The sequence below is a fragment of the Arenimonas daejeonensis genome, assembly GCF_007993735.1.
Lineage (GTDB): Bacteria > Pseudomonadota > Gammaproteobacteria > Xanthomonadales > Xanthomonadaceae > Arenimonas > Arenimonas daejeonensis.
This window is the reverse complement of sequence record NZ_CP042453.1, coordinates 312,055-332,357: the sequence shown is the minus strand read 5'-3', so window position 1 is coordinate 332,357 and position 20,303 is coordinate 312,055. Positions and strand designations below refer to the sequence as shown.

The following is a 20,303-nucleotide window of genomic DNA, read 5'->3' as shown; positions in this document are numbered from 1 at the left end:
CGGGGACCGGCTCCTGGAAATTGACTGCAAGCCAGCTGGACAACATCCGGCCTGGAAGGTTCAACGCGGCGGCCGGCAGCCGCCGCGGGCGATCAGCCCTGCGGGGCGGTTTCTTCGGCGGCCGGCGGGGTTTCCACCGCCGGGGCGGCCGCGGCGGCTTCGGCCACGGCTTCGTCGGACGGCGCGTCGGCGACGTTGTGCAGGCCTTCGATGTAGGTGGCCAGGGCCTGGATCTCTTCGTCGCTCAGCTGTGCGGCGACACCGGCCATGATGGCGTTGGCATTGGCGTCCTTGCCCCAGACCTTGCCGTCACGGAAGGCGGTGAGCTGGGTCGCGGTGTAACCGGCGTGCTGGCCACCCACGGACGGCCAGGCCGGACCCGGGTTGCCGGCGCCGGCCGGGCCGTGGCAGGCCTGGCAGGCCGGCACGCTGCCGTCGGACTTGCCGGCGCGGAACAGCTTCTCGCCCACTTGGTAGAACTTGCGGCCCTGGTTCGGGCCTTCGGCGATCAGGCTGTCGTCGGCGACGCCCGGCACGACCTTCTGGCTGGCGAAATAGGCGCCGATGTCGCGCATGTCCTGCGCGCTCAGGGTGGCGGCGAAGCCCAGCATGATCGGGTTCTCGCGCTCGCCGCTCTTGTACAGCGCCAGCTGGCGCGCGATGTAGCGCTCGTGCTGGCCGGCCAGCTTCGGGTACTGCGGGTCGGACGAATTGCCGTCCAGGCCATGGCAGGCGGCGCAGGCGGCGGCCTTGCCGGCGCCGGCGGTGGCGTCGCCCCAGGTGGCCGGGGTGTTGTCGGCTTCCAGGGTGACGACCGGGGCCGGGGCCTGCTCGGGGGCGGGCGTCACGGTGGCGGCTTCCTGGGCCAGGGCCGTGACCGCGGCCAGCGCGGCGGCGACACCAAGGATGCGCGTGAACTTCATGGGCTGCTCCGGAACGCTGAAATCGAAGGGAATGGGGCCGGCGCGAGGGACGCGCGGGAAGGCGCGGATTATCCCAGCCGGCGCCCGGAACGGTCAATTGAAGTGGCGTCCGCAGGCCCCGATGCTGGTCAGGGCGGCCCGGGCAGGCCAAGCTAGGCGCCTTTCCCGCCCCGGCCGACCCGATGTCCAACCCCTGGCCCGCGCCAAATACACCTTTTCCGCCCATGCCCTGAAGCAGCTGCCGGCCGACACCTGCCGCGAGGTGGCCTTCGCCGGCCGCTCCAACGCCGGCAAGTCCAGCGCGCTCAACGCCATGACCAACCAGCATGGCCTGGCCCGTGTCTCCAAGACCCCGGGCCGCACCCAGGCGCTGAACTATTTCGAGGTCGCCCCCGACCGCCACCTGGTCGACCTGCCCGGCTACGGCTACGCCAAGGTGCCCGAGGAGATGCGCGAACGCTGGAAGCAGGTGATCAACACCTACTTCCACACCCGCGAATCCCTGGTCGGCCTGGTGGTGGTGATGGACATCCGCCATCCGCTGCGCGAATACGACCTGCAGATGCTCAACTACGCCTTCGAACGCAGCCTGCCCGCACACTGCCTGCTGACCAAGGCCGACAAGCTGGGCCGCGGCGAGCAGGGCAATACGCTGCTCAAGGTGCGCAAGGAACTGGGTGAGCGCGCGAGCGTGCAGGTTTTCTCCGCCGATGCGAAAACCGGCGTCGAAGAAGCCCGCGGCGTCGTCGCCAGGTGGCTCGAGCTCCGCCCCTTGTAGGAGGGACTTCAGTCCCGACCGCTTTCAAGGAAAAACCTCGGGACTGAAGTCCCTCCCACAGGGATCAGTCGGGACTGAAGTCCTTCCCACACGGATCAGGCGGTGTCGCGAAGGCGGGGTCCATCCAGGCGCGGGCCGCGTCCACCAGCGCATTGATCAGCACGATTGCCGCGCCGACCACCAGCACCACGCCCAGCACCAGGGTGTAGTCGCGGTTGAGCGCGCCCTGGACGAAATAACGGCCGATGCCGGGGATGCCGAACACCTGTTCGACCACGGCCGAGCCGCTGACCACGTTGATCAGCGCGGGGCTCAGCCAGGCCACCACCGGCAGCAGGCCCGGGCGCAGCGCGTGGAAAAACAGCAGCCGCCATTCCGACAGACCACGGCCGCGCGCCGCGCGCAGGTAGTCGGCGCCCAGCACCTCCAGCAGCGAGGCGCGCGTGAGTCGCGCGCAGTACGCCAGGTTCGGCAGGGCCAGCGCGACGATCGGCAGCACCGCGCTGCGCCAGCCACCGTCCCAGCCGCCGGCCGGCAGCCACTGCAGCATCACCGCGAACAGCAGGATCAGCAGCGGCGCCGCCACGAATTTCGGAATCGCCAGTCCCAGGCCCGCGACGAACATCAGCACACGATCCGTCCATCGCCCGGCCCGCAAGGCCGCCCACACACCCAGCGGAATGCCGATGCCCAGCGCCAGCAGCAGCGCCAGCCCACCGTTCACCAGCGAAATCGGCAGGCTCGCAGCCAGCAGCTGGTTCACGGTGTAGTCCGGGTACTGGAACGAGGGCCCGAGGTCGCCGCGCAGCACATCGCCCAGCCAGTGGCCGTACTGCGAGATCAGCGGCTGGTCGAGCCGGTATTGCGCCGCCAGCGCGGCCTCGACTTCCGGCGGCGCGGTCTTTTCGCTGTCGAACGGACCACCCGGCGCCGCGCGCAACAGCACGAAACACAGCGTGGCCAGCAGCCACAACGTCAACAGCGCCTCGAGGCCACGTCCGAGCCAGCGTTTCATCGCGCCGGCTCCAGGCGCAGGAACCGGCTGGGGTGGCGGTCGAGCGGGTTGGCCTCGAAGCCCTGCACCTCGGGCCGCACCAGGTGTTTGGAGGTGTAGAAATAGATCGGCAGGATGGCGTGCGCCGACAGCAGGTGGGCTTCGGCTTCGCGCAATTTCACGGAACGTTCGTCCAGGGTCGGCGCCTGATCGGCGGCATCCAGCAGCGCCTCGAAACGGACATCCGAGTAGCCGGTCCAGTTCGCCGGACTCTCCGTCCGGAAGTTGTCGAGGAAGTTGCGCGCATCGTCCACGTCGGCGATCCAGCCGCCGCGGAACACCTGGGTGATCACCCGCTGCCGCCGGTTGCCGACGAACACCTTCCATTCCTCGTTGCGCAGCCGAACCTTCGCGCCCAGCACTTCGCGCCACATCGCCGCCACCGCCAGCGCCAGGCGCCGGTGCGGGGTCGAGGTGTTGTAGCGCAGCTCGATCTCCACCGGATTCGTGGCCGAATAACCGGCCTCGGCATAACGGCGCTTGGCCAGCGCCTCGCGCTGGAACTGCTGCGCGCGGGCCCAGCCCAGCGTCGCCGGCGTGTAGTCGGCCACCCCCGGCGGCACCAAACCGAAGGCCGGTTGCTCGCCCAGTGCGGTCACATGCCGCGTCAGGATCCCGCGATCGATCGCCAGCGACAGCGCCTCGCGCAGCTTGGCGTCGTCCTTGAACGGCGGCTTCGTGAGATTGAATCCCAGCCAGAAGCTGCCCAGGTAGGGGCTGATGCGCAGCTGGTCACCGAAACGTTCGCGCAGTTGCGGCAGCGGCTGCGGCGGCACGGTTTCGGTGATGTGCAGCCCACCGGCCTCGTAACGCTTGAGTTCGCTGCTGGCGTCCTCGGTCACGTGGAAACGCACGCGCGGAATCGGCGCGATCGCACGGAAATACGGATTGCGTTCAAGCGTGATCACCGCCTGCGGCAGCCAGCCCGACAGCTGATAGGCGCCATTGCCCACCAGCTTGCCGGGTCGCGTGTGCTGCGCGCCGTGTTCGGCCAGGCCCGGCAGATGGACGGGGTAGGCGGTGGGCAGGGTGAGCAGGCGCGGCAGGTCCACGCTACGGGTCATGCGGAAGATGACCGTGCGCGCGTCGGGTGCCGTCACGCCCAGTGCCGCGGGCGGCTGCTCGCCCCGCTGCACGGCGGTGGCGTTCTCGATCGCATCGAAGTGGCCGGCGAAGGGCGCCGCCGTCGCCGGCGTGAACGCGCGCCTGAAACTGGCGACCACCTGCGCCGCGTCGAGACGCTCGCCATTGGACCACCGCAGGCCCGGGCGCAATACGAAGGTCCAGGTCTTTCCATCCCCCGACACCCCCACCGCTCGGCCATGCCCGGAATCAGTCCACCCTTCGCGTCTTCCGCCACCAGGCCTTCGTACAGGTCGCGCAGCACATTGGCGCAGGCCACTTCCGGGCAGCGGTGGGCATCCAGGGTCGAGGGTTCCGGGCCGTTGCCGCGCTCCAGGACCTGGGCACTGGCCAGGCCGGAACAGAGCAACCCCGCCAGCAGGACGCCGAACCTCACGGGGCAGGGGCTAAGATTCGCATCCTTGCGATCTTAAGCCAGCGGCCACAGATCGTTGCCACCCCTTCTCAAGGCGCCACCCGTGTCCGGACCCAGCAACGTCAAGGAAAGCCCGATCCAGGATCGGCATGAGCTGGTCGAGTACCTGGCCTCGGGCGCGCGCCCGGAAGCCGAATGGACCATCGGCACCGAACACGAGAAGTTCGGCTTCCGCCTCGACGACCTGCGCCCGCCCACCTGGGACGGCCCGCAGGGCATCGAGGCGATGCTGCGCGGCCTGACCCGCTTCGGCTGGGAGCCGTTCGAGGAGAAGGGAAAGCTCATCGCGCTGACCAAGGCCGGCGCTTCGGTGACGCTGGAACCCGCCGGCCAGCTGGAACTCTCGGGCGCCATGCTGGAGAACATCCACCAGACCTGCCGCGAGACCAACCAGCACCTGCGCGAGGTCAAGGCGGTCAGCGAAGAACTCGGGCTCGGTTTTATGGGCATGGGCTTCCAGCCCAAGTGGCGCCGCGACGAGATGCCGTGGATGCCCAAGGGCCGCTACAAGATCATGCGCGACTACATGCCCAAGCGCGGCAACCTGGGCCTGGACATGATGACGCGCACCTGCACGGTGCAGGTGAACCTTGACTTCGCCGACGAGGCGGACATGGTGAAGAAGTTCCGCGTCTCGCTGGCGCTGCAGCCGATCGCCACCGCGCTGTTCGCCGACTCGCCCTTCACCGAGGGCAAGCCCAACGGATACCTGAGCTACCGTTCGCACATCTGGACCGACACCGACCCCGACCGCACCGGCATGCTCGACTTCGTGTTCGAGGACGGTTTCGGCTTCGAGCGTTACGTGGACTACCTGCTCGACGTGCCGATGTACTTCAGTTACCGCGACGGCGAGTACGTGGACCTCAGCGGCCGCAGCTTCCGCAAGTTCCTGCGCGGCGAACTGGCCGAACTGCCGGGCGGGAAGCCGACCATGAAGGACTGGGCCGACCACATGACCACGGCCTTCCCGGAAGTGCGGCTGAAGAAATACCTGGAGATGCGCGGCGCCGACGGCGGCCCCTGGAACCGCCTGTGCGCGCTGCCGGCGTTCTGGGTCGGGCTGCTCTACGACAGCACAGCGCTCGACGCCGCCTGGGACCTGGTCAAGGACTTCAGCATGGAAGAACGCCACGCCCTGCGCGACGGCGTGCCCAGGCACGCACTCAAGCTGCCGTTCCGCGACGGCACCGTGCGCGACCTGGCGCTGGAGGCACTGAAGATCGCCGGCCAGGGCCTGGCCCGCCGCAATCGCCTGAACGCCGGCGGCGCCAGCGAGGCGGTGTTCCTCGAGCCACTGATCGAATTCGCGATGGCCAACGAGACCCCGGCCGAACGCAAGCTGGCGCTTTACCACGGGGCCTGGAAGGGCAGCGTGGATCCGGTCTTCCGCGAGTTCGCGTACTGACATGGGCACCGTCAAGACCGACTGGTTCCGCAGCGACGACGAGCGCATAGACGCACTCGACCGCCTGCTCGAACAACGCGCCGCGCCTTTCGGCGGCCTGGGCCTGGAGCCGCTGGACGGTTACCTGACGGCGCTGGTGCTGAGCCCGGGCGAAACGATCGAACCCGAAACCTGGATGCCACGTGTCTGGGGCAAGGCGCCGCCGCGCTGGGAAAGCGCCGCCGATGAAGCCAATGCCTGCGAGCTGTTGATGCTGGCCTGGCACACGGCCGCGCGCCGGGTGCGTTTCAACAGTGACGAGCTGACGGTGGACGGGGCGCTGTTCTGGTGGCTGCCGGACGACCCGGACGCCGAACACGGCGACGAGGTGGACATAGGTGCGGCCTGGGCGGGCGGTTTCCTCGAAGGCATGGACCTGCGCAGCGAGGCCTGGGACGAGTGGATCGCCAAGGACGACTGGATCGGCGAGGTCGAGGCCTACATCGAGGCCCTGGCCATCGGCAGTTATCCGCCGGAGGAAGAGGGCGGGGCACCGGTGCCCTTGACCTACCAGGAGCGGCTGGAAATCCACGCCGGTCTGCCGGACATGCTGCACGACCTGCACTGCCACCGCATCGAATCGCTGACCCCGCGCGAGCCGGTCCGCCGCGCCGCCACGCCCGAACGCAACGACCCGTGCCCCTGCGGCTCCGGCCGCAAATTCAAGAAGTGCTGCGGCGCCTGAACCGCGCTTGCTTGCGCAAGTAGATCAAGTGCTCGTGTTTGGTTGATCTGTTAAGCGCCGGGGTCGTTCATGGCGATAGGCCGCCGCACGAGGGAACTTTCCCGGACACGCCGCGAGTACGTCCATGTAGGCTCTTCAGCGACGTCCGTGTCGCTGAAGGTCCGGAAAAGTCCCCTCGCACGACGGCCTGTGGTCGATCGGGGCCGGACCATCGAATTCGAAGAGCCGCGCGAGCCCGTCGTTCCGCTGCCACTGTGCGCCGCTCCGGTGAATTCCTGCCAGAAGCCAAGGCAAGCGAGCTCTTGCCCCAAAACGACATCCCGGCCCGGGTGGTTCGCAGGTCGTCGTGCGTGAGGTCTCTTTCCGGGGCTTCGAAAACATGGACGTTTTCGAAGAGCCTCCATGGATGGATTCACGGCGTCCCCGGAAAGAGACCTCACGTACGGCGGCCTATCGCCAAAACCGATCCCGGCACACGCCAAGCCAGCCGAACATGAGCAAGACAGTCCTTCTTGCGCAGCAAGCCAGAAGATGTCCCGCAAGACAGCGCAAGGCGGGATCGCGGGAAGCGTTGGCACGCGCTAGGCTTGGGGCATGACCACGCCCAGCCCCGCCCGCGAGCCCGCGACCTTCGAGACCCTGCGCGACATCGACCTGCCGCCCACCGACGCCCTGCTGCGCGAAGACGTCAAACGCCTCGGTGCCCTGGTCGGCGAAATCCTGGCCGAACAGGTCTCGCCGGATTTCCTGGCCGAAGTCGAAGCCCTGCGCATCGCCGCCATCCGCCGCCGCGAAGCCGGCGCCCCGATCGAAGACCTGTCGCATCGCCTCGACGGCCTGCCGCTGGACCGCGCCGAACTGCTCGTGCGCGCCTTCGCCAGTTACTTCCAGGCCGTCAACCTGGCCGAACGCGTGCACCGCATCCGCCGCCGCCGCGACTACCAGCGCCTGGGCGAAGCGCCGCAGCCGGGTGGGCTGGAGGATTCGCTGCGCCAGCTGCGCGACGCCGGCGTCGATGCCGCCACGGTGTCGGCGCTGATCGCCCGCCTGCGCATCGAACCCGTGTTCACCGCCCACCCCACCGAAGCCGTGCGCCGCGCCCTGCTGGAGAAGGAAAGCGAAGTCGTGCGTTGCCTGGTCGAGGACATCGACCGCGGCCTGACCCCGCAGGAACGCCGCGCCGACATCGAACGCATGCGCCTGGCGCTCACGGCGAGCTGGCAGACCGACGAGACGCCGCCGGAAAAACCCAGCGTCGCCGACGAGTTCGAACACGTCGCCTTCTATCTTTCCGACGTACTCTACCGCGTGCTTCCGGTGTTCCACGAAGTGTTCGAGGACGCGCTGCAGGCCGTTTACGGCGACCAGGCGCCGCCGTTGCCGCCGCTGCTGGGTTTCGGCTCCTGGGTCGGTGGTGACATGGACGGCAATCCGAACGTGGGCGCCGCGACCATCGCTGCGACGCTGGCCGGCCAGCGCGCGCTGGCACTGCAGAACTACCGCCGGGACCTGGCGAAGCTGGGCGAGGTGCTCAGCCAGTCGTCCGGGCGCGTGCAGGTCTCGCCCGAGCTGCTGCGCCGCACCGACGACTACGCGCGACGCATTCCCAAGGCGGCGGAAAAGCTCAAGGCGCGCCACGCCGACATGCCCTATCGACGGTTCACCACGATGGTGTCGGCGCGGCTGGCCTCCACCGCGCAGGACAAGCGCGAAGGTTATGGCGACGCTTCCGAATTCGTCGCCGACCTGCGCCTGGTCGAAACCAGCCTGGCCGCGAACCGCGGCGAACATGCCGGCGGGTTCGCGGCGCGGCGCCTGCGTCGGCGCGCCGAGGCCTTCGGTTTCCACCTGGCCACGCTCGACCTGCGCCAGGAGTCCACGCGGCACGATGCCGCGCTGGCGGCCCTGCTGGGTGACACCGACTGGCCGGCCCGGCCCTGGCCCGAGCGTGCCGAACGCCTGCGCGACCTGATTTCCGGCGCCGATCCGGTGCCGGCGCCGTCGGCGGCGGACGCCGTGCCGGTGCTGGAAGTGTTCCGCACCGTCGCCACGGCGCTGCCGCTGTACGGCGCCCGCGCCTTCGGGCCCTACATCATCAGCATGAGCCGCAGCGCCGCCGATGCGCTGGCGGTGCTGGCGCTGGCGCGGTTCGCGGCCTGCACCGACGGCAACGGCGCGGTGCCGCTGGATGTCGCGCCGCTGTTCGAGACCGTGGACGACCTGCAGGCGGCCGCCGACACGCTGCGTTCGCTGTTCGCCGACCCGGTGTACCGCGAACACCTGCGCGAACGCGGCGACCGCCAGGTGGTGATGCTGGGTTATTCCGACAGCGCCAAGGACGGCGGCCTGGTCGCCTCGCGCTGGGCGCTGCAGCAGACCCAGGTGCAGCTGACCGCGCTGGCGGCCGAGGCCGGCGTGCGCATCGCGTTTTTCCACGGCCGCGGCGGTTCGCTGTCGCGCGGCGGCGGCAAGACCGAACGTGCCGTCATCGCCGCGCCGCGCGGTTCGGTGGACGGCTCGCTGCGCCTGACCGAACAGGGCGAGGTGATCCACCGAAAGTACGGCATCCGCGCCATCGCCCTGCGCAACCTCGAACAGATGACCGGTGCCGTGCTGCGCGCCAGCCTGCGGCCGCGGCCGCCGGAACCGCGCGAGGCGCACTGGCGCGAGATGGCGGCACACATCGCCGCCACCGCGCGCGCCCACTATCGCGGGCTGGTCTACGACACGCCGGGATTCGTGGACTATTTCCGCGCCGCCACGCCGATCGACGTGATCGAACGCCTGCGCATCGGCTCGCGCCCCAGCAAGCGCGGCAATGCCGGCGGCGTGTCCTCGCTGCGTGCCATTCCCTGGGTGTTCGCCTGGTCGCAGAACCGCTGCGGCCTGACCGCGTGGCTGGGCGTCGGCACCGGCCTGGCGCACGGCATCGAAAAATACGGCCACGCGGCGGTGGCGGAGATGGCGCGCGACTGGCCGTTCTTCGCGACCCTGGTGGACGATGTGGAGATGGTGCTGGCCAAGTCGGACCTGGGCATCTTCGAGCAGTACTCGAAGCTGGCGGGCGAGGCGCATCCGGTGTTTTTCCCCGGCATCGCCGCCGAATTCCAGCGCACCCGCGACGGCATCCTTGCGCTCAAGGGCAACGACGACCTGCTGGCGGGCGACTTCCGGCTGCGCCAGTCCATCCGCCTGCGCAATCCCTACGTGGACCCGATCAGCCTGCTGCAGGTGGACCTGCTGGCGCGCTGGCGCGCGGCGGACCGGCCCGAGGATGCGACCTTCCACGCGCTGGTGACCACGGTGAACGGCATCGCAGCGGGCATCCAGAACACCGGCTGATGCAAGGCCGGCGCGTTCAGCCGCGGTCGACCTTCTGCAGCAGCGCGATCCATTCGCGCTCGTTGCTGCGGGTGTGCGCGGGCAGGCGCTGGGAGTCGCGCAGGGTCTCGGCGGCCAGTTTCTGCGCGCTTTCGGTATCGCCCCATTCCTGCAGCAGGGCGGCGTAACGCGCGCGTGCCTCCAGGCCGGGGTAATAACCGGTCAGCACGCCGAACTCTTCGTGCGCCTTTTCGCGGTCGCCGCAGGCGGCCACGGCGCGGGCATAGGTCAGGTGCGCGGGGGCGACTTGAACTTCGGGTGTTCGGCGATCACGCGGTCCAGCAGGTCGCGGGCGTCGGCGGCGCGACCACTTTCCAGCAGCGCCTTGGCCAGGCGCGACTGGATGTCGGGGTCGCCGGCGTAAAGGCCCTGCAGCGCCAGCTGGTAATGCGCCACGGCCTCGCCGGGACGGCCGGCCTCCAGCAGGGCCTCGGCCAGGCGCAGCTGGTTGCCGACCGAGGGCGACAGTTCGTTCGCCTCGGTGGCCTCGCGCAGTTCGCGGCCCGGGTCGAGCAGCAGCTTGACCTTGGCGCCGGCGCGGCGCACGCCGCGGTGCGAACGCATCTCCGGTAACCAGACGGCGACGCCGTAAACCACGCTGCCCAGGCCGGGGAACAGGAACAGGATGAACAGCCAGTACAGCGGCTGCTGGGTGCGCACGGCATGGACCGCGAAAAAGATCGCGGCCAGCACATGAAGGCCGATTCCGAAGACGTACATGCGGGCTCCCGTCAGGTCGTCCGGATTATCGCGGAGTGCGGGCCATAGGGGAATCAGGCGCTCTTGATGTCGTGCAACTGCCAGTGCGTGCCGGCCAGCCAGCGCAGCCGCTGCTTGAACACACCGCCGGGCACCGAGGTGGTGGCCACCAGCAGCACGTCCAGATCGCTCTGTTCGCCGCTGACCGTGGCGGCGGGATCGGTGGCGCCCAGCGCCGGGTCCACTTCGTCCGGGTCTTCCTGCAGTGCCTTCCAGCGCTCGAACAGCGCCGGTGTACGCAGCGCGGCCTGCAGCTCCTCGGCGAAACCTTCGGCGCTTTCGGACCGGAATGACAGGCTGGGCTCGTTGCCGCGGGCCAGGGCGGGGTCGGGCAGGCGCAGGTAATAGCGGGTCGGCATCACGGTTTCTCCCGGGGGCGGTTCGGCGGCGGCGTGGCCACGCTACCATCGGCGGACCTTGGGAGAGAGTAGGCCGATGAAGATGAAGCAGACGTGGCTGGCGTTGGCGATCCTCGTGGCAGTGTCCCCGGCGGCCGGCGCGGCGAAGCTGGCGCTGGTGGGCGGCACCTGGTGGACGGCACGCTGCACGAACCGATCAGGGACAGCGTGATCCTGGTGGACGGCGAGCGCATCGTCGCGGTCGGCACCGTGGACACGCTGCCGGTGCCCGCGGGCACCGAGGTGATCTCGACCGAAGGCATGACCGTGATGCCTGGGCTGTGGGACATGCACGTGCACCTGATGATCAACGGCCACGCCGACTACGCCTACTGGGACAAGACCTACCTGCCGCAGCTGCGCGACGTGATCATGCCGGCCTCGGCCGAACAACTGCTGATGGCCGGCATCACCAGTGCGCGCGACCTGGGTGCACCGCTGGAGGACAGCATCGCGGTGCGCGACGCCATCAACGCCGGCAGGATCCCGGGCCCCACGATGTACATGTCGGGCCCCTTCATCCAGAAAAACCCTACCCGGGCACCGAAGCCTTCCGCTGGGGCGTGGATTCGCCCGCCGACGCCCGCGCGAAGATCCGCCGCCTGGCCGAGGCCGGCGTGGACGTGGTCAAGCTGATCGACCAGGACCAGATGAGCGAGGCCGAGATCGCCGCCATCGTGGACGAGGCGCACAAGCACAAGCTGCCGGTGATCGCCCACGCGCACCGGCCCGAGGAAGTGCGGCGCGGCCTGCGCCACGGCGTGGACGGCTTCGAGCACACCGGATTCGCCGCGGCGCCGGAATTCCCGGAGGACGTGATGGACCTGCTGGCCGAACGCACTGCCAACATGGCCGCCGGCCCGCTGTTCTGGACGCCGACCATCGAGGGCCTCTACAACTTCCCGTACACCGTGCGGAACCACGAGTTCATCGATTCCGACTCCTGGCACCGCGGGCTGACGCCGGCGATCGTCGCCGACATCCGCCAGTCGCTGGAACATCCCGAACACATCGGCTACTTCCAGCAGACGCCGCAGCGGCAGCCGACGCTGCGACGCAAGTTCGAGCAGCTGCGCCAGTCCGGCGTGGTGCTGCTGGTCGGCACCGACTCGGGCATCCCGATGAAGTTCCACAGCCAGAGCACCTGGAACGAACTGGACGTGTGGGTGAACCAGTTCGGCGTGCCGGCCGTGGACGCCATCCGCGCCGCCACCTACTGGCCGGCGGTGGCGATGAAGGTGGACAAGGACTACGGCACGGTCACCGAGGGCAAATACGCCGACATCGTGGCGGTGCGCGGCGACGCCCTGAAGCAGGTGGCCCTGCTGCAGCGCATCGACCTGGTGGTCAAACACGGCCGCCGGGTGAAATAAACCGGCAAAAAGCGTGAGCCGCTTGGCTAATACAAAGTCAGTGGCTGCAATTACTTGCAGCGACCCCGGGGTGCCGGAGAGTAGCCCGATGCCACGCACCCGCCCGCTGACGATCCGGATACTGGCCCTGGCGGCCACGGGCGCCAGTGCGCCGGTTTGCGCCGCCACCGGCCCGGGCCTGGCCCAGGGTGCGCTGTGGTTCACCCTGGGCGCGGCGGTGGCGGTGGCGGCGGTGATGCTGGTGTCGTCGCGGGTGCTGCGCGAGCGCGTGGCACCACGGTCGTCCTGGTTGCCGTACGCGGGCATCGCCGGCCTGGTGGTGATCGTGGGCGCGGCCCTGTCCTGTTCTCGCCCTGGCTGGGCCTGGCCCTGGCCTTGCCGGTGGCCGGCTGGGGCCTGTGGCTGGTGGACCACCTGGCGCGCCGCATGCGCCGCCTGCTTGATGAACGCGACCATGCCCGCGCCGAAGCCAAACGTGCGCAGCAGGATTCCGAACGCGACCCGCTGACCGGCGTGCTCAACCGCGGCGCCTGGCGCCGGCGCCTCGAGCAGCTGACCGAGAATCACCGCGAGGACAACGGCGTGGCCAAGCCGCTGTCGGTGCTGTTCTTCGACATCGACCTTTTCAAGCTGATCAACGACAGCCTGGGCCACGGTGTCGGCGACGACTGCCTGAAGGCGGTCGCGCGCACCGTCGCCGAGGAATTGCGCGGCGGCGACGTACTGGGCCGGGTCGGCGGCGAGGAGTTCGCCGTCGTGCTGCCGGGCGCGCGCCGCATCCACGCCATCGCGGTGGCCGAACGCATCCGCACCGCGGTGCAGACACGTTGCCAGACGGTGGGCGAGGAAGTGGTGGAACTGACCGTCAGCCTCGGCGCCGCCGAATATCTGGGCGGCGAAGAGTCGCTGGACGCGCTGGTCGAACGCGCCGACCGTTCGATGTACCAGGCCAAGGATTCCGGCCGGAACATGGTGGTGGCGGACGCCGCGGTGCCGGCCGCCGCGAACTGATCCGCCTGTCTCCCTCCCCTGCTCGCAGGGGAGGGCCGGGGTGGGGTAAGCCCTTGCCCGGAAGCCTCGGGCTTCGAAGTTCCACCCCTCCCAGCCTCCCCCTGCAAGCAGGGGAGGAGCCTGATCAGCGGCCGGTGTAGGCGCGCGGCAACGACCCGGCCGGCGCCAGGTAACGGTCGCGCAGTTCGGTCTGGCGTGAGCGCATGGATGCGGGTTTGCCGGCGAACCACACCTGCTCGGCCACCGTGTTCACTTCCAGCGGATCGCCGCTCCACAGCACCAGGTCGGCGACCTGGCCGACGTCGATGCGGCCGCGCTGCGCCGACAGGCCGAACACCTGCGCCGGCACCGAGGTCAGCCCGGCCAGGCCCGCTTCCCAGGGCAGCCCGTAGGACACCGCATTGCCCGCGACCTGGCGGATCTTGCGCGCGTTGTGGGTGGCGTCGCCGCCCTGCGAGAAGCCGACCGTGACGCCCGCCCGGTGCAGGCGCGCGGCGTTTTCCAGGCTGGAACCCAGCGCGTCGAACGAGGACGGCAGGCTGGCCAGCGTGTCCAGCAGCACCGGCGCGTTCGCCGCCTTCAGCTCGGCCGCCACGCGCCAGGCTTCGGCACCACCGACGATCACCGGCTTCATGCCGTGTTTTTCGCGAAGGCCAGCGCCTGGCGGATGTCGGCGGCCCGGTCGGCCTGGAACACCACGCGGCCGCCGGCCAGATAGGCCGACAGCGCCGAACGTCCCGCCCGCGTCAGCAGCTCGCCGCTGCCGGCGCGCGCTTCCGACACCGCCTGTTCCAGCAGCATCCACTGTCCGGCGCGGCTGCCGCCGGAAAGCGGCGACTGTGCGCCGCCCAGGTTCACGAACAGGCTGCGGCTGCCGGGCAGCACCGCGTCGTAGCTGCCGTCCAGTCGCACCGCGCTGCCCTGGCCGGCGACGAAACTGCCGCCGGGCAGGCTGCCGGGCGACAGCACCGTGTGCGTGAAGCCTTCGACCCGGGTGACGCCGATGACCGACGAATGCGGATTGAAGGCGACGTCCACGTCGAACTCGGGGCGCCACACCACGTGGTCCTGCGCTGGAACCATCGCGCCCAGCGCCAGGTTGGCGTCGGCGGTGGTCGGCTCGGCCGAGACCTCCTCGATGCCCAGGTGCGTGAGGCCGGCGAACAGGCCCGGCGTCAGCGGCCGGCCCTTGGCCTCGATCACGGTGGCCCCGGCCGGTGCGGCCAGGTCGGGCGCGATGGCGCGAACCACGCCGCCCTGCACCAGCACGTCGTGGTCCTTCAGGGTGCCGCGGGCGCCGGCGGTGTGCACCGTGGCGTCCTTGATCAGCACGTCCTGCGCGGCGGCCGGCAGTGCGGCGGCGAGTGCGAAAGCCAGGAGAAGGCGCTTCACGGCGACACCTCCTGGCCGAGCATGAAGTCGCTGACCGGCTGCCTCGACGGATCGGCGCGGTCGTAGAGAAGCGCACCGTCCACCCAGACTTTTTCGGCCTTGGCGTAGACGCTGAAGGGATTGCCGTTCCACAGCACCACGTCGGCCATCTTGCCTTCCTCGAGTGAACCGGTCTGTCCGTCGATGCCGATCGCACGCGCGGCGTTGGTGGTGAGCCAGCGGATCGCGTGTTCCGGTGGCAGCGACAGGCCGGCGCGCTCGCCGCGCACCATCACCTTGGCCGCTTCCTTGGTTCAGGCGCTGGATGCCTTCGGCGGAATCGGAGTGCACGATGGCACAGCTGTTCTTCGGGCGATCCACCAGGGCGATGTTTTCCTGGATGCCGTCGTAGGCCTCCATCTTGAAGCCCCACCAGTCGGCCCACAGCGCGCCGCACACGCCTTCTTCGGCCAGGCGGTCGGCCAGCTTGTAGGCCTCCACGCCGTGGTGGAAGGCGGCGATCCGGAAGTCGAACTCCTTGGCCAGGTCGAGCATCAGCGCCATCTCGTCGGCGCGGTAGCAGTGGATCTGCACGGTGATGTCGCCGCGCAGCACGCCGGCCAGGGTGTCCAGGCGCAGGTCGCGCGCGGGCGCATCGCCGGCGCCTTTCCTGCTGTCCTTGCCCGCTTCGTACTTGTCCCAGGCCGCGCGGTACTTCTGCGCTTCGGCGAAGGCGGCGCGGTAACCGGCGATATTGCCCATGCGAGTCATCGGCGCCTGGCCGCGGCCGCCGTACACGCGTTTGGGGTTTTCGCCGCAGGCCATCTTCAGGCCGTGCGGGGCGTCGGGGAACTTCATCTCCTGCATGGTGGTGGCGGCGACGTTCTTCAGCACCACGCCACGGCCACCGATCAGGTTGGCTGAACCGGGCAGGATCATCATCGAGGTCACGCCACCGGCGAGCGCCGCGCCGAAGCCCGGGTCCTGCGGCCAGACGCCGTGTTCGGCCCAGACCTGGGCAGTGACCGGCGCGGTCATCTCGTTGCCGTCGTTGTGCGCATTGGCACCCGGGCTCGGGTACACGCCCAGGTGCGAATGCACGTCGATGATGCCGGGCGTGACCCATTTGCCGCTGCCGTCGACCACGGCGGCATTGCCAGCGTCCAGGCCGCTGCCGACCGCGACGATGCGGCCATCGCGCATCAGCACGTCGGCGCCGTCCAGGCGCTGGCCGGTGCCGGTCAGCACGGTGGCATTGCGTACCAGCACCGGGCCGGAAGCGACCGGCGCGTAGGTGCTGGCATAGGCCGGTTCCGCCGCCGGCGCCAGGGCCGGCAGGGCGAACAGGGCGGCGACCAGCAGGCTGGCCTTCACGGGTATTGGCATGGTGGTTTTCCCCTGGAGAGCGCCAACCCTAGCCGCGGCCACGGGGATTGCCAAGTGCGCCGGTCACGGTTCACGGGTCGCGTGGCAGAATGCCCGGGCAAGGCTGAGAAAAACAAAAACAAAGGAAAAACGATGAAAGACAAGAACGAGATCGTCAGCAACTGGCTTCCGCGATACACCGGCGTGCCCCCGGAGGCCTTCGGCGAGCACGTGCTGCTCACCAACTTCGGCGGTTACCTCAACACCTTCTCCCGCCTCACGGGTGCGCCCATCGTCGGCCTGGACCGGCCGATGCCCAGCGCCACCGCCGACGGCATCACCCTGATCAACTTCGGCATGGGCAGCGCCAACGCCGCCACGGTGATGGACCTGCTGTCGGCCATCGGCCCCAAGGCGGTGCTGTTCCTGGGCAAGTGTGGCGGCCTGAAGAAAAAGAACGAGCTGGGCGACCTGGTGCTGCCGATCGCCGCCATCCGCGGCGAGGGCACCAGCAACGACTACCTGCTGCCCGAGGTCCCCGCCCTGCCGGCCTTCGCCCTGCAGCGCGCGGTGTCCACCATGATCCGCGACCTCGGCCACGACTACTGGACCGGCACGGTGTACACCACCAACCGCCGCGTCTGGGAACACGACGAGGCTTTCAAGGACTACCTGCGCAAGCTGCGCTGCATGGCCATCGACATGGAGACGGCGACGGTGTTCGCGGCAGGTTTCGCCAACTCGATCCCGTCCGGTGCGCTGCTGCTGGTCTCGGACCAGCCGATGATCCCGGAAGGCATCAAGACCGAGGCATCCGACAGGAAGGTGTCGGAGAACTTCGTCGAACGCCACATCCAGATCGGCATCGAGGCCCTGCGCCTGATCCGCCGCCACGGCAAGTCGGTGAAGCACCTGCGCTTCGACGAGTAGGCACGGGGCCGCTTCCCGGCCCGGTCAGTCGTGCAGATGCCGCGGATCGTGGCCGGGCGGATGCTCGTGCGCGGGGCCACAGGGGGCGTGGCACACGGCGCGGACTCCATTTGCAGGGTCGAATGATGGATGCCGAAGCGTTGATCGAGCATGCCGGCGACGCGCACGCACAGCGCATCGGTGTCGCCGCCCGGTATCACCACCACGTGCGCGCTCAACAGCGGCTGCCGGCTGCTGAGCGACCACAGGTGCAGGTCATGCACCGAGTCCACGCCGGCTTCGGTCTCGATCGCGGCGCGCACCTGCGCCAGCTCGAGCCCACGCGGCACGCCTTCCAGCAGCAGGTGCACGGCTTCGCGCAGCAGCCGCCAGGTGCGCGGCAGCACCCACAGGCCGATGCCCACCGCCAGCAGCGGATCTATCAGCGTCCAGCCGGTCAGCAGCATGATTCCCGCGCCAACCAGCACCGCCACCGAGCCCAGCATGTCGCTCCAGACCTCCAGGTAGGCGCCCTTCATGTTCAGGCTCTCGCCGCTGCCGGCCTTCAGCAGGCGCATCGCGATCAGGTTCACGATCAAGCCGGCGGTCGCGACGACCATCATCGTGGTCGTGGCGACTTCCGGCGGCTGGCGGAAACGCTGCACGGCTTCGAACAGGATCCAGGCCGCAAGCAGGACCAGCAGGCTGCCGTTGAACAGCGCGCCCAGCGCTTCCATGCGTGCGTAACCGTAGGTGCGGCGGGCATCGGGCGGGCGCCGCGCCAGGTGCACCGCGGCCAGCGCGACCGCCAGCGCGAAGGTGTCGGTGGCCATGTGCGCGGCGTCGGACAACAGCGCCAGACTGTTGCTGAGCCACGCGCCCACCAGTTCGATCGCGAGGAAAACGACCGTCAGCGCCAGCGCCCAGCGCAGCGGACGCTCGTGCCGGATCGTGTCCAGGGCGTGGTCGTGGTCGTGGGACATCGGGGCGCTCGCGGCAGGGGGCGTGGCCAGCCTAGCGAGGCGATGCGGCGATACACAATTGCAGCGGGCGGGTCCGGTGTGGCCGTGCCCGGAAACGAAGCGGGCGGCCCTGGGCCGCCCGCGGAATCACCAGTTGAAGACGAAGCCGACCACGTCGGGTGCTGGCTTGCCGTCGCTGAAACGCACCGTGCATTCGACGATCTGCTTGACCTCGGAGGTCAGGCCGGGCTCGATCACGATCGGTGCGGTCAGGAATTTTTCGCCGTTCGGGGCGTCTTTCATGCTGGCGCCGAGCGCGGCCAGGTCCAGCGTGTAGAGCTTGCCTTCCAGCCGCGACTTGGCGGCGGCTTCGCAGGCCTGTGCGGCCAGGTCGTTGGGTGTTCCGCCACCACCGGCTTCACCGCTGCCACCACAGGCGGACAGGGCCAGGGCCATCGACACCACGAGCCAGTTGCGCATTCCGTCCCCTCCTCGGTCGCGGCCTGGCCCGTTCGGAGGGGTCATCCGGCCGGGCGGGGCCTGATGCCGACAAATTAGCGTAATTGCTCTATCGGCGCCAATGGCGCTTACCGCCCGGGATGGGGTAGGGGTTCAGTAACGCGGCACCGAAGCATCGATTTCCGTGGACCAGGCATCGATTCCGCCCTCGACGTTGTACAGGTCGTGGAATCCCAGGCCGCGGAAATATTCGGCCGCCTGCCGGCTGGAGTTGCCGTGGTGGCAGAGGAAGGCCAGCGGCACGTCGTGCGGAAGGGCTTCCAGGCGTTCGCGGCTGTCCTCGTCCAGTACTTCGTGCGGGTGCGGGAACGGCGCCAGGGCACGGGCATGCGCCGGGCGCACGTCCACCACGTCGATGGTGCCGGCGATGATGTGGTCGTGCAGCTGCTGCACGGTCATGGACTTCACCGCGGCCGGCGCGTTCGGGTTGTGGATGGCCAGGCCGGCGCCGCGGCCGTCCTCGACCCAGTCGATGCGCAGGCCGCGGGCGCGCGGCACGCTGGCCAGGTCCAGGTGGATGCGGATGCCGGCCGCTTCGGCCACCACTTCCTGGCCGCTGGCCGGTTTGAGTTCGAAGCGGGCGTTGAAGCGCGGGTCCACGCCCAGGTGCAGCACGTAGCCCGCCTCGGCATTGTCCAGGGCGTTGTTGATGGCCTGGGCGGCGCGTTCGCTGATCTCGATCTGCGGCGGGGTGCGGTCCGGCGCGGGCAGGCCCAGGGCTTCGTGCAGTTCGCCGCTGTTGAGCATCTGTTCGATGATGTCGCTGCCGCCCAGCAGTTCGCCGCCGACATAGAGCTGGGGGATGGTCGGCCACTGGCCGTAGAGCTTGATGCCTTCGCGGATCTCGGGGTCGGCCAGCACGTCCACGTGGCCGAAGCCCGGCGCCAGGCCGTTGAGGATGCCGGCGGCCTTGGCGGAGAAGCCGCACTGGGGGCGTCGGGGTTGCCCTTCATGAACAGGACGACTTTGTGGGCGCCTAGGATCTGTTCGATGCGCGTACGGGTTTCAGGGGTGAGGGACATGGGCGGCTCCTGGGGATGGCGGCATTTTACGCCTCCGCGGTGGACTTAATCCTGCCCTTGGCTGAAGCGCCTTGCTTCGCAAGCAGGGCGCGGGTCTGGCGCTGATGGCGGCCTATCGCCAGTAACGCTCCCGGCAAAAGAACTACTTGCGAAGCAAGCGCTCGGCGACGGGCAGGGCGAGGGCGGTCCAGTCGGTGTAGGCGAGGGCCGAGGGGTGCAGGCCGTCTTCGGCGATGCGGTCTGGTTGCGAACCGGGCGAACGGCTGGCCGCCGTGATGTCCACGAAGGCCACGCCCCGCACCGAACATTCCTCCGCCGCGGCGGCGTTGTAGGCGTCGAGCTCGCGCGCGATCTGCGCCGTGTCGCGGCCACTGCCCTGGCCGAAGGGCGTCACGCCCCAGTCGGGGATCGACAGCACCAGCACCCGGTCCTCGCGGCCGGCGACCAGGCCGATGGCGCGGTCGAGCAGGGTGGCGAACTCCGCGCGGTAGTTGTCGACATCGCGGCCGCGGTACTGGTTGTTCACGCCGATCAGAAGGGACGCGAAAGCAAACGTGCCGATCGGCTCCGCCGCATCCATCGCCGCCGAAAGCTCGTCCGTGGTCCAGCCGGTGGTGGCGATGATGCGCGGGTCGGCGATCGCGATGCCGCGTGCGCGCAGGGCGGCCGCCAACTGCATCGGCCAGCGCCCGGCTTCGGGCACGGCCTCGCCGATGGTGTAGGAATCACCGAGCGCGAGATAACCCAGCGGTTCGCCGGAACCGGTGCCCACCGTCATCGCCCGCCGT

General features: G+C 69.4%; 18 protein-coding genes and 4 pseudogenes. 10 read left to right on the top strand and 12 right to left on the bottom strand.

The annotated features are described in order from the left end of the window. Positions 1–92: 92 nt before the first annotated feature. The gene (locus FRZ33_RS01650; RefSeq protein ID WP_146907191.1) at positions 93–923 is read right to left on the bottom strand and encodes a c-type cytochrome; all 831 of its coding nucleotides are present in this window, start codon (positions 921–923) and stop codon (positions 93–95) included. 193 nt (positions 924–1,116) lie between these two features. Between FRZ33_RS01650 and yihA the strand changes: the two genes are divergently transcribed. Continuing rightward, positions 1,117–1,701 carry a ribosome biogenesis GTP-binding protein YihA/YsxC gene (gene yihA, locus FRZ33_RS01645; protein WP_227978236.1) on the top strand — a complete coding sequence of 195 codons (585 nt, stop codon included), beginning with the start codon at positions 1,117–1,119 and terminating at the stop codon, positions 1,699–1,701. Between the two features lie 64 nt (positions 1,702–1,765). Here the strand turns inward: yihA and FRZ33_RS01640 are convergent, their stop codons facing one another. Beyond that, positions 1,766–2,716, bottom strand: a complete 951-nt coding sequence (locus tag FRZ33_RS01640) for an ABC transporter permease (RefSeq protein WP_146907189.1) — start codon at positions 2,714–2,716, stop codon at positions 1,766–1,768. Continuing rightward, the gene (locus FRZ33_RS01635) at positions 2,713–4,062 is read right to left on the bottom strand and encodes a peptide ABC transporter substrate-binding protein (RefSeq protein ID WP_227977999.1); all 1,350 of its coding nucleotides are present in this window, start codon (positions 4,060–4,062) and stop codon (positions 2,713–2,715) included. Before FRZ33_RS01635 ends, FRZ33_RS01640 begins: the two co-directional genes overlap by 4 nt. Positions 4,063–4,356: 294 nt before the next feature. On the opposite strand from FRZ33_RS01635, the gene FRZ33_RS01630 reads away from it, so the two are divergent. The 3 genes from FRZ33_RS01630 to ppc all read left to right on the top strand — a co-directional run bounded on the left by FRZ33_RS01630 (position 4,357) and on the right by ppc (position 9,787). Beyond that, positions 4,357–5,721, top strand: a complete 1,365-nt coding sequence (locus tag FRZ33_RS01630) for a glutamate--cysteine ligase (RefSeq protein WP_146907185.1) — start codon at positions 4,357–4,359, stop codon at positions 5,719–5,721. A 1-nt stretch (position 5,722) separates the two neighbouring features. Continuing rightward, the gene (locus FRZ33_RS01625) at positions 5,723–6,445 is read left to right on the top strand and encodes a UPF0149 family protein (RefSeq protein ID WP_146910542.1); all 723 of its coding nucleotides are present in this window, start codon (positions 5,723–5,725) and stop codon (positions 6,443–6,445) included. A 594-nt stretch (positions 6,446–7,039) separates the two neighbouring features. Continuing rightward, positions 7,040–9,787 (top strand): phosphoenolpyruvate carboxylase, encoded by a 2,748-nt coding sequence (ppc, locus tag FRZ33_RS01620; RefSeq protein WP_146907183.1) that lies wholly within the window; start codon positions 7,040–7,042, stop codon positions 9,785–9,787. A gap of 16 nt (positions 9,788–9,803) precedes the next feature. Here ppc and FRZ33_RS01615 read toward each other — a convergent pair whose 3' ends face one another. From FRZ33_RS01615 to FRZ33_RS01605, 3 genes are read right to left on the bottom strand one after another with little or no spacing between them, the layout of a single operon-like run. Next, positions 9,804–10,040 (bottom strand): hypothetical protein, encoded by a 237-nt coding sequence (locus FRZ33_RS01615; RefSeq protein ID WP_146907181.1) that lies wholly within the window; start codon positions 10,038–10,040, stop codon positions 9,804–9,806. Between the two features lie 14 nt (positions 10,041–10,054). Next, complete coding sequence (locus tag FRZ33_RS01610) at positions 10,055–10,546, bottom strand: tetratricopeptide repeat protein (RefSeq protein ID WP_146907180.1); 492 nt, start codon at positions 10,544–10,546, stop codon at positions 10,055–10,057. A gap of 53 nt (positions 10,547–10,599) precedes the next feature. Next, a complete protein-coding gene (locus FRZ33_RS01605; protein ID WP_146907178.1) occupies positions 10,600–10,944 on the bottom strand; it encodes a hypothetical protein in 345 nt (114 codons plus the stop codon). Positions 10,945–11,020: 76 nt separating this feature from the next. Between FRZ33_RS01605 and FRZ33_RS16650 the strand changes: the two genes are divergently transcribed. From FRZ33_RS16650 to FRZ33_RS01590, 5 genes are all read left to right on the top strand, one after another. Beyond that, on the top strand, positions 11,021–11,155 hold the full coding sequence (locus FRZ33_RS16650) for a hypothetical protein (protein ID WP_265468662.1): 135 nt from the start codon (positions 11,021–11,023) through the stop codon (positions 11,153–11,155). Next, entirely contained in the window at positions 11,116–11,619 is a 504-nt protein-coding gene (locus FRZ33_RS15760; RefSeq protein ID WP_227977997.1) for an amidohydrolase family protein, read from the top strand. Before FRZ33_RS16650 ends, FRZ33_RS15760 begins: the two co-directional genes overlap by 40 nt. Then, complete coding sequence (locus tag FRZ33_RS15755) at positions 11,547–12,356, top strand: amidohydrolase family protein (protein WP_227977994.1); 810 nt, start codon at positions 11,547–11,549, stop codon at positions 12,354–12,356. The genes FRZ33_RS15760 and FRZ33_RS15755 overlap by 73 nt, the downstream gene beginning before the upstream one ends. An 88-nt stretch (positions 12,357–12,444) precedes the next feature. Next, positions 12,445–12,864, top strand: a complete 420-nt coding sequence (locus tag FRZ33_RS15750) for a hypothetical protein (protein ID WP_146907176.1) — start codon at positions 12,445–12,447, stop codon at positions 12,862–12,864. Beyond that, positions 12,783–13,367: a GGDEF domain-containing protein gene (locus FRZ33_RS01590; RefSeq protein ID WP_146907174.1), complete on the top strand. Its 585-nt coding sequence runs from the start codon at positions 12,783–12,785 to the stop codon at positions 13,365–13,367. Before FRZ33_RS15750 ends, FRZ33_RS01590 begins: the two co-directional genes overlap by 82 nt. 124 nt (positions 13,368–13,491) lie before the next feature. Here FRZ33_RS01590 and FRZ33_RS01585 read toward each other — a convergent pair. Both FRZ33_RS01585 and FRZ33_RS01580 read right to left on the bottom strand, forming a co-directional pair. Beyond that, positions 13,492–14,759 (bottom strand): annotated as a pseudogene (locus tag FRZ33_RS01585) (amidohydrolase family protein). Beyond that, positions 14,756–16,124, bottom strand: a pseudogene (locus tag FRZ33_RS01580) (amidohydrolase). Before FRZ33_RS01580 ends, FRZ33_RS01585 begins: the two co-directional pseudogenes overlap by 4 nt. 132 nt (positions 16,125–16,256) lie before the next feature. On the opposite strand from FRZ33_RS01580, the gene FRZ33_RS01575 reads away from it, so the two are divergent. Further along, a complete protein-coding gene (locus FRZ33_RS01575; protein WP_146907172.1) occupies positions 16,257–17,033 on the top strand; it encodes an AMP nucleosidase in 777 nt (258 codons plus the stop codon). A gap of 24 nt (positions 17,034–17,057) precedes the next feature. Here the strand turns inward: FRZ33_RS01575 and FRZ33_RS01570 are convergent. From FRZ33_RS01570 to FRZ33_RS01555, 4 genes and pseudogenes are all read right to left on the bottom strand, one after another. Beyond that, positions 17,058–17,995 (bottom strand): annotated as a pseudogene (locus FRZ33_RS01570) (cation diffusion facilitator family transporter). Between the two features lie 126 nt (positions 17,996–18,121). Next, a complete protein-coding gene (locus tag FRZ33_RS01565; protein ID WP_146907170.1) occupies positions 18,122–18,454 on the bottom strand; it encodes a hypothetical protein in 333 nt (110 codons plus the stop codon). 132 nt (positions 18,455–18,586) lie between these two features. Further along, a pseudogene (gene grxD, locus FRZ33_RS01560) lies at positions 18,587–19,515 on the bottom strand (Grx4 family monothiol glutaredoxin). 142 nt (positions 19,516–19,657) lie between these two features. Further along, positions 19,658–20,293 (bottom strand): SGNH/GDSL hydrolase family protein, encoded by a 636-nt coding sequence (locus tag FRZ33_RS01555; RefSeq protein WP_146907168.1) that lies wholly within the window; start codon positions 20,291–20,293, stop codon positions 19,658–19,660. Positions 20,294–20,303 lie beyond the last annotated feature (10 nt).

Excerpts from the sequence above, each read along its gene's own strand:
- FRZ33_RS01650 (WP_146907191.1), bottom strand. The coding sequence starts at position 923 with ATGAAGTTCACGCGCATCCTTGGTGTCGCCGCCGCGCTGGCCGCGGTC.
- FRZ33_RS01640 (WP_146907189.1), bottom strand. The coding sequence starts at position 2,716 with ATGAAACGCTGGCTCGGACGTGGCCTCGAGGCGCTGTTGACGTTGTGG.
- FRZ33_RS01625 (WP_146910542.1), top strand. The coding sequence starts at position 5,723 with ATGGGCACCGTCAAGACCGACTGGTTCCGCAGCGACGACGAGCGCATA.
- ppc (WP_146907183.1), top strand. The coding sequence starts at position 7,040 with ATGACCACGCCCAGCCCCGCCCGCGAGCCCGCGACCTTCGAGACCCTG.
- FRZ33_RS01610 (WP_146907180.1), bottom strand. The coding sequence starts at position 10,546 with ATGTACGTCTTCGGAATCGGCCTTCATGTGCTGGCCGCGATCTTTTTC.
- FRZ33_RS01605 (WP_146907178.1), bottom strand. The coding sequence starts at position 10,944 with ATGCCGACCCGCTATTACCTGCGCCTGCCCGACCCCGCCCTGGCCCGC.
- FRZ33_RS16650 (WP_265468662.1), top strand. The coding sequence starts at position 11,021 with ATGAAGATGAAGCAGACGTGGCTGGCGTTGGCGATCCTCGTGGCAGTG.
- FRZ33_RS15750 (WP_146907176.1), top strand. The coding sequence starts at position 12,445 with ATGCCACGCACCCGCCCGCTGACGATCCGGATACTGGCCCTGGCGGCC.
- FRZ33_RS01590 (WP_146907174.1), top strand. The coding sequence starts at position 12,783 with ATGCGCCGCCTGCTTGATGAACGCGACCATGCCCGCGCCGAAGCCAAA.
- FRZ33_RS01575 (WP_146907172.1), top strand. The coding sequence starts at position 16,257 with ATGAAAGACAAGAACGAGATCGTCAGCAACTGGCTTCCGCGATACACC.
- FRZ33_RS01565 (WP_146907170.1), bottom strand. The coding sequence starts at position 18,454 with ATGCGCAACTGGCTCGTGGTGTCGATGGCCCTGGCCCTGTCCGCCTGT.
- FRZ33_RS01555 (WP_146907168.1), bottom strand. The coding sequence starts at position 20,293 with ATGACGGTGGGCACCGGTTCCGGCGAACCGCTGGGTTATCTCGCGCTC.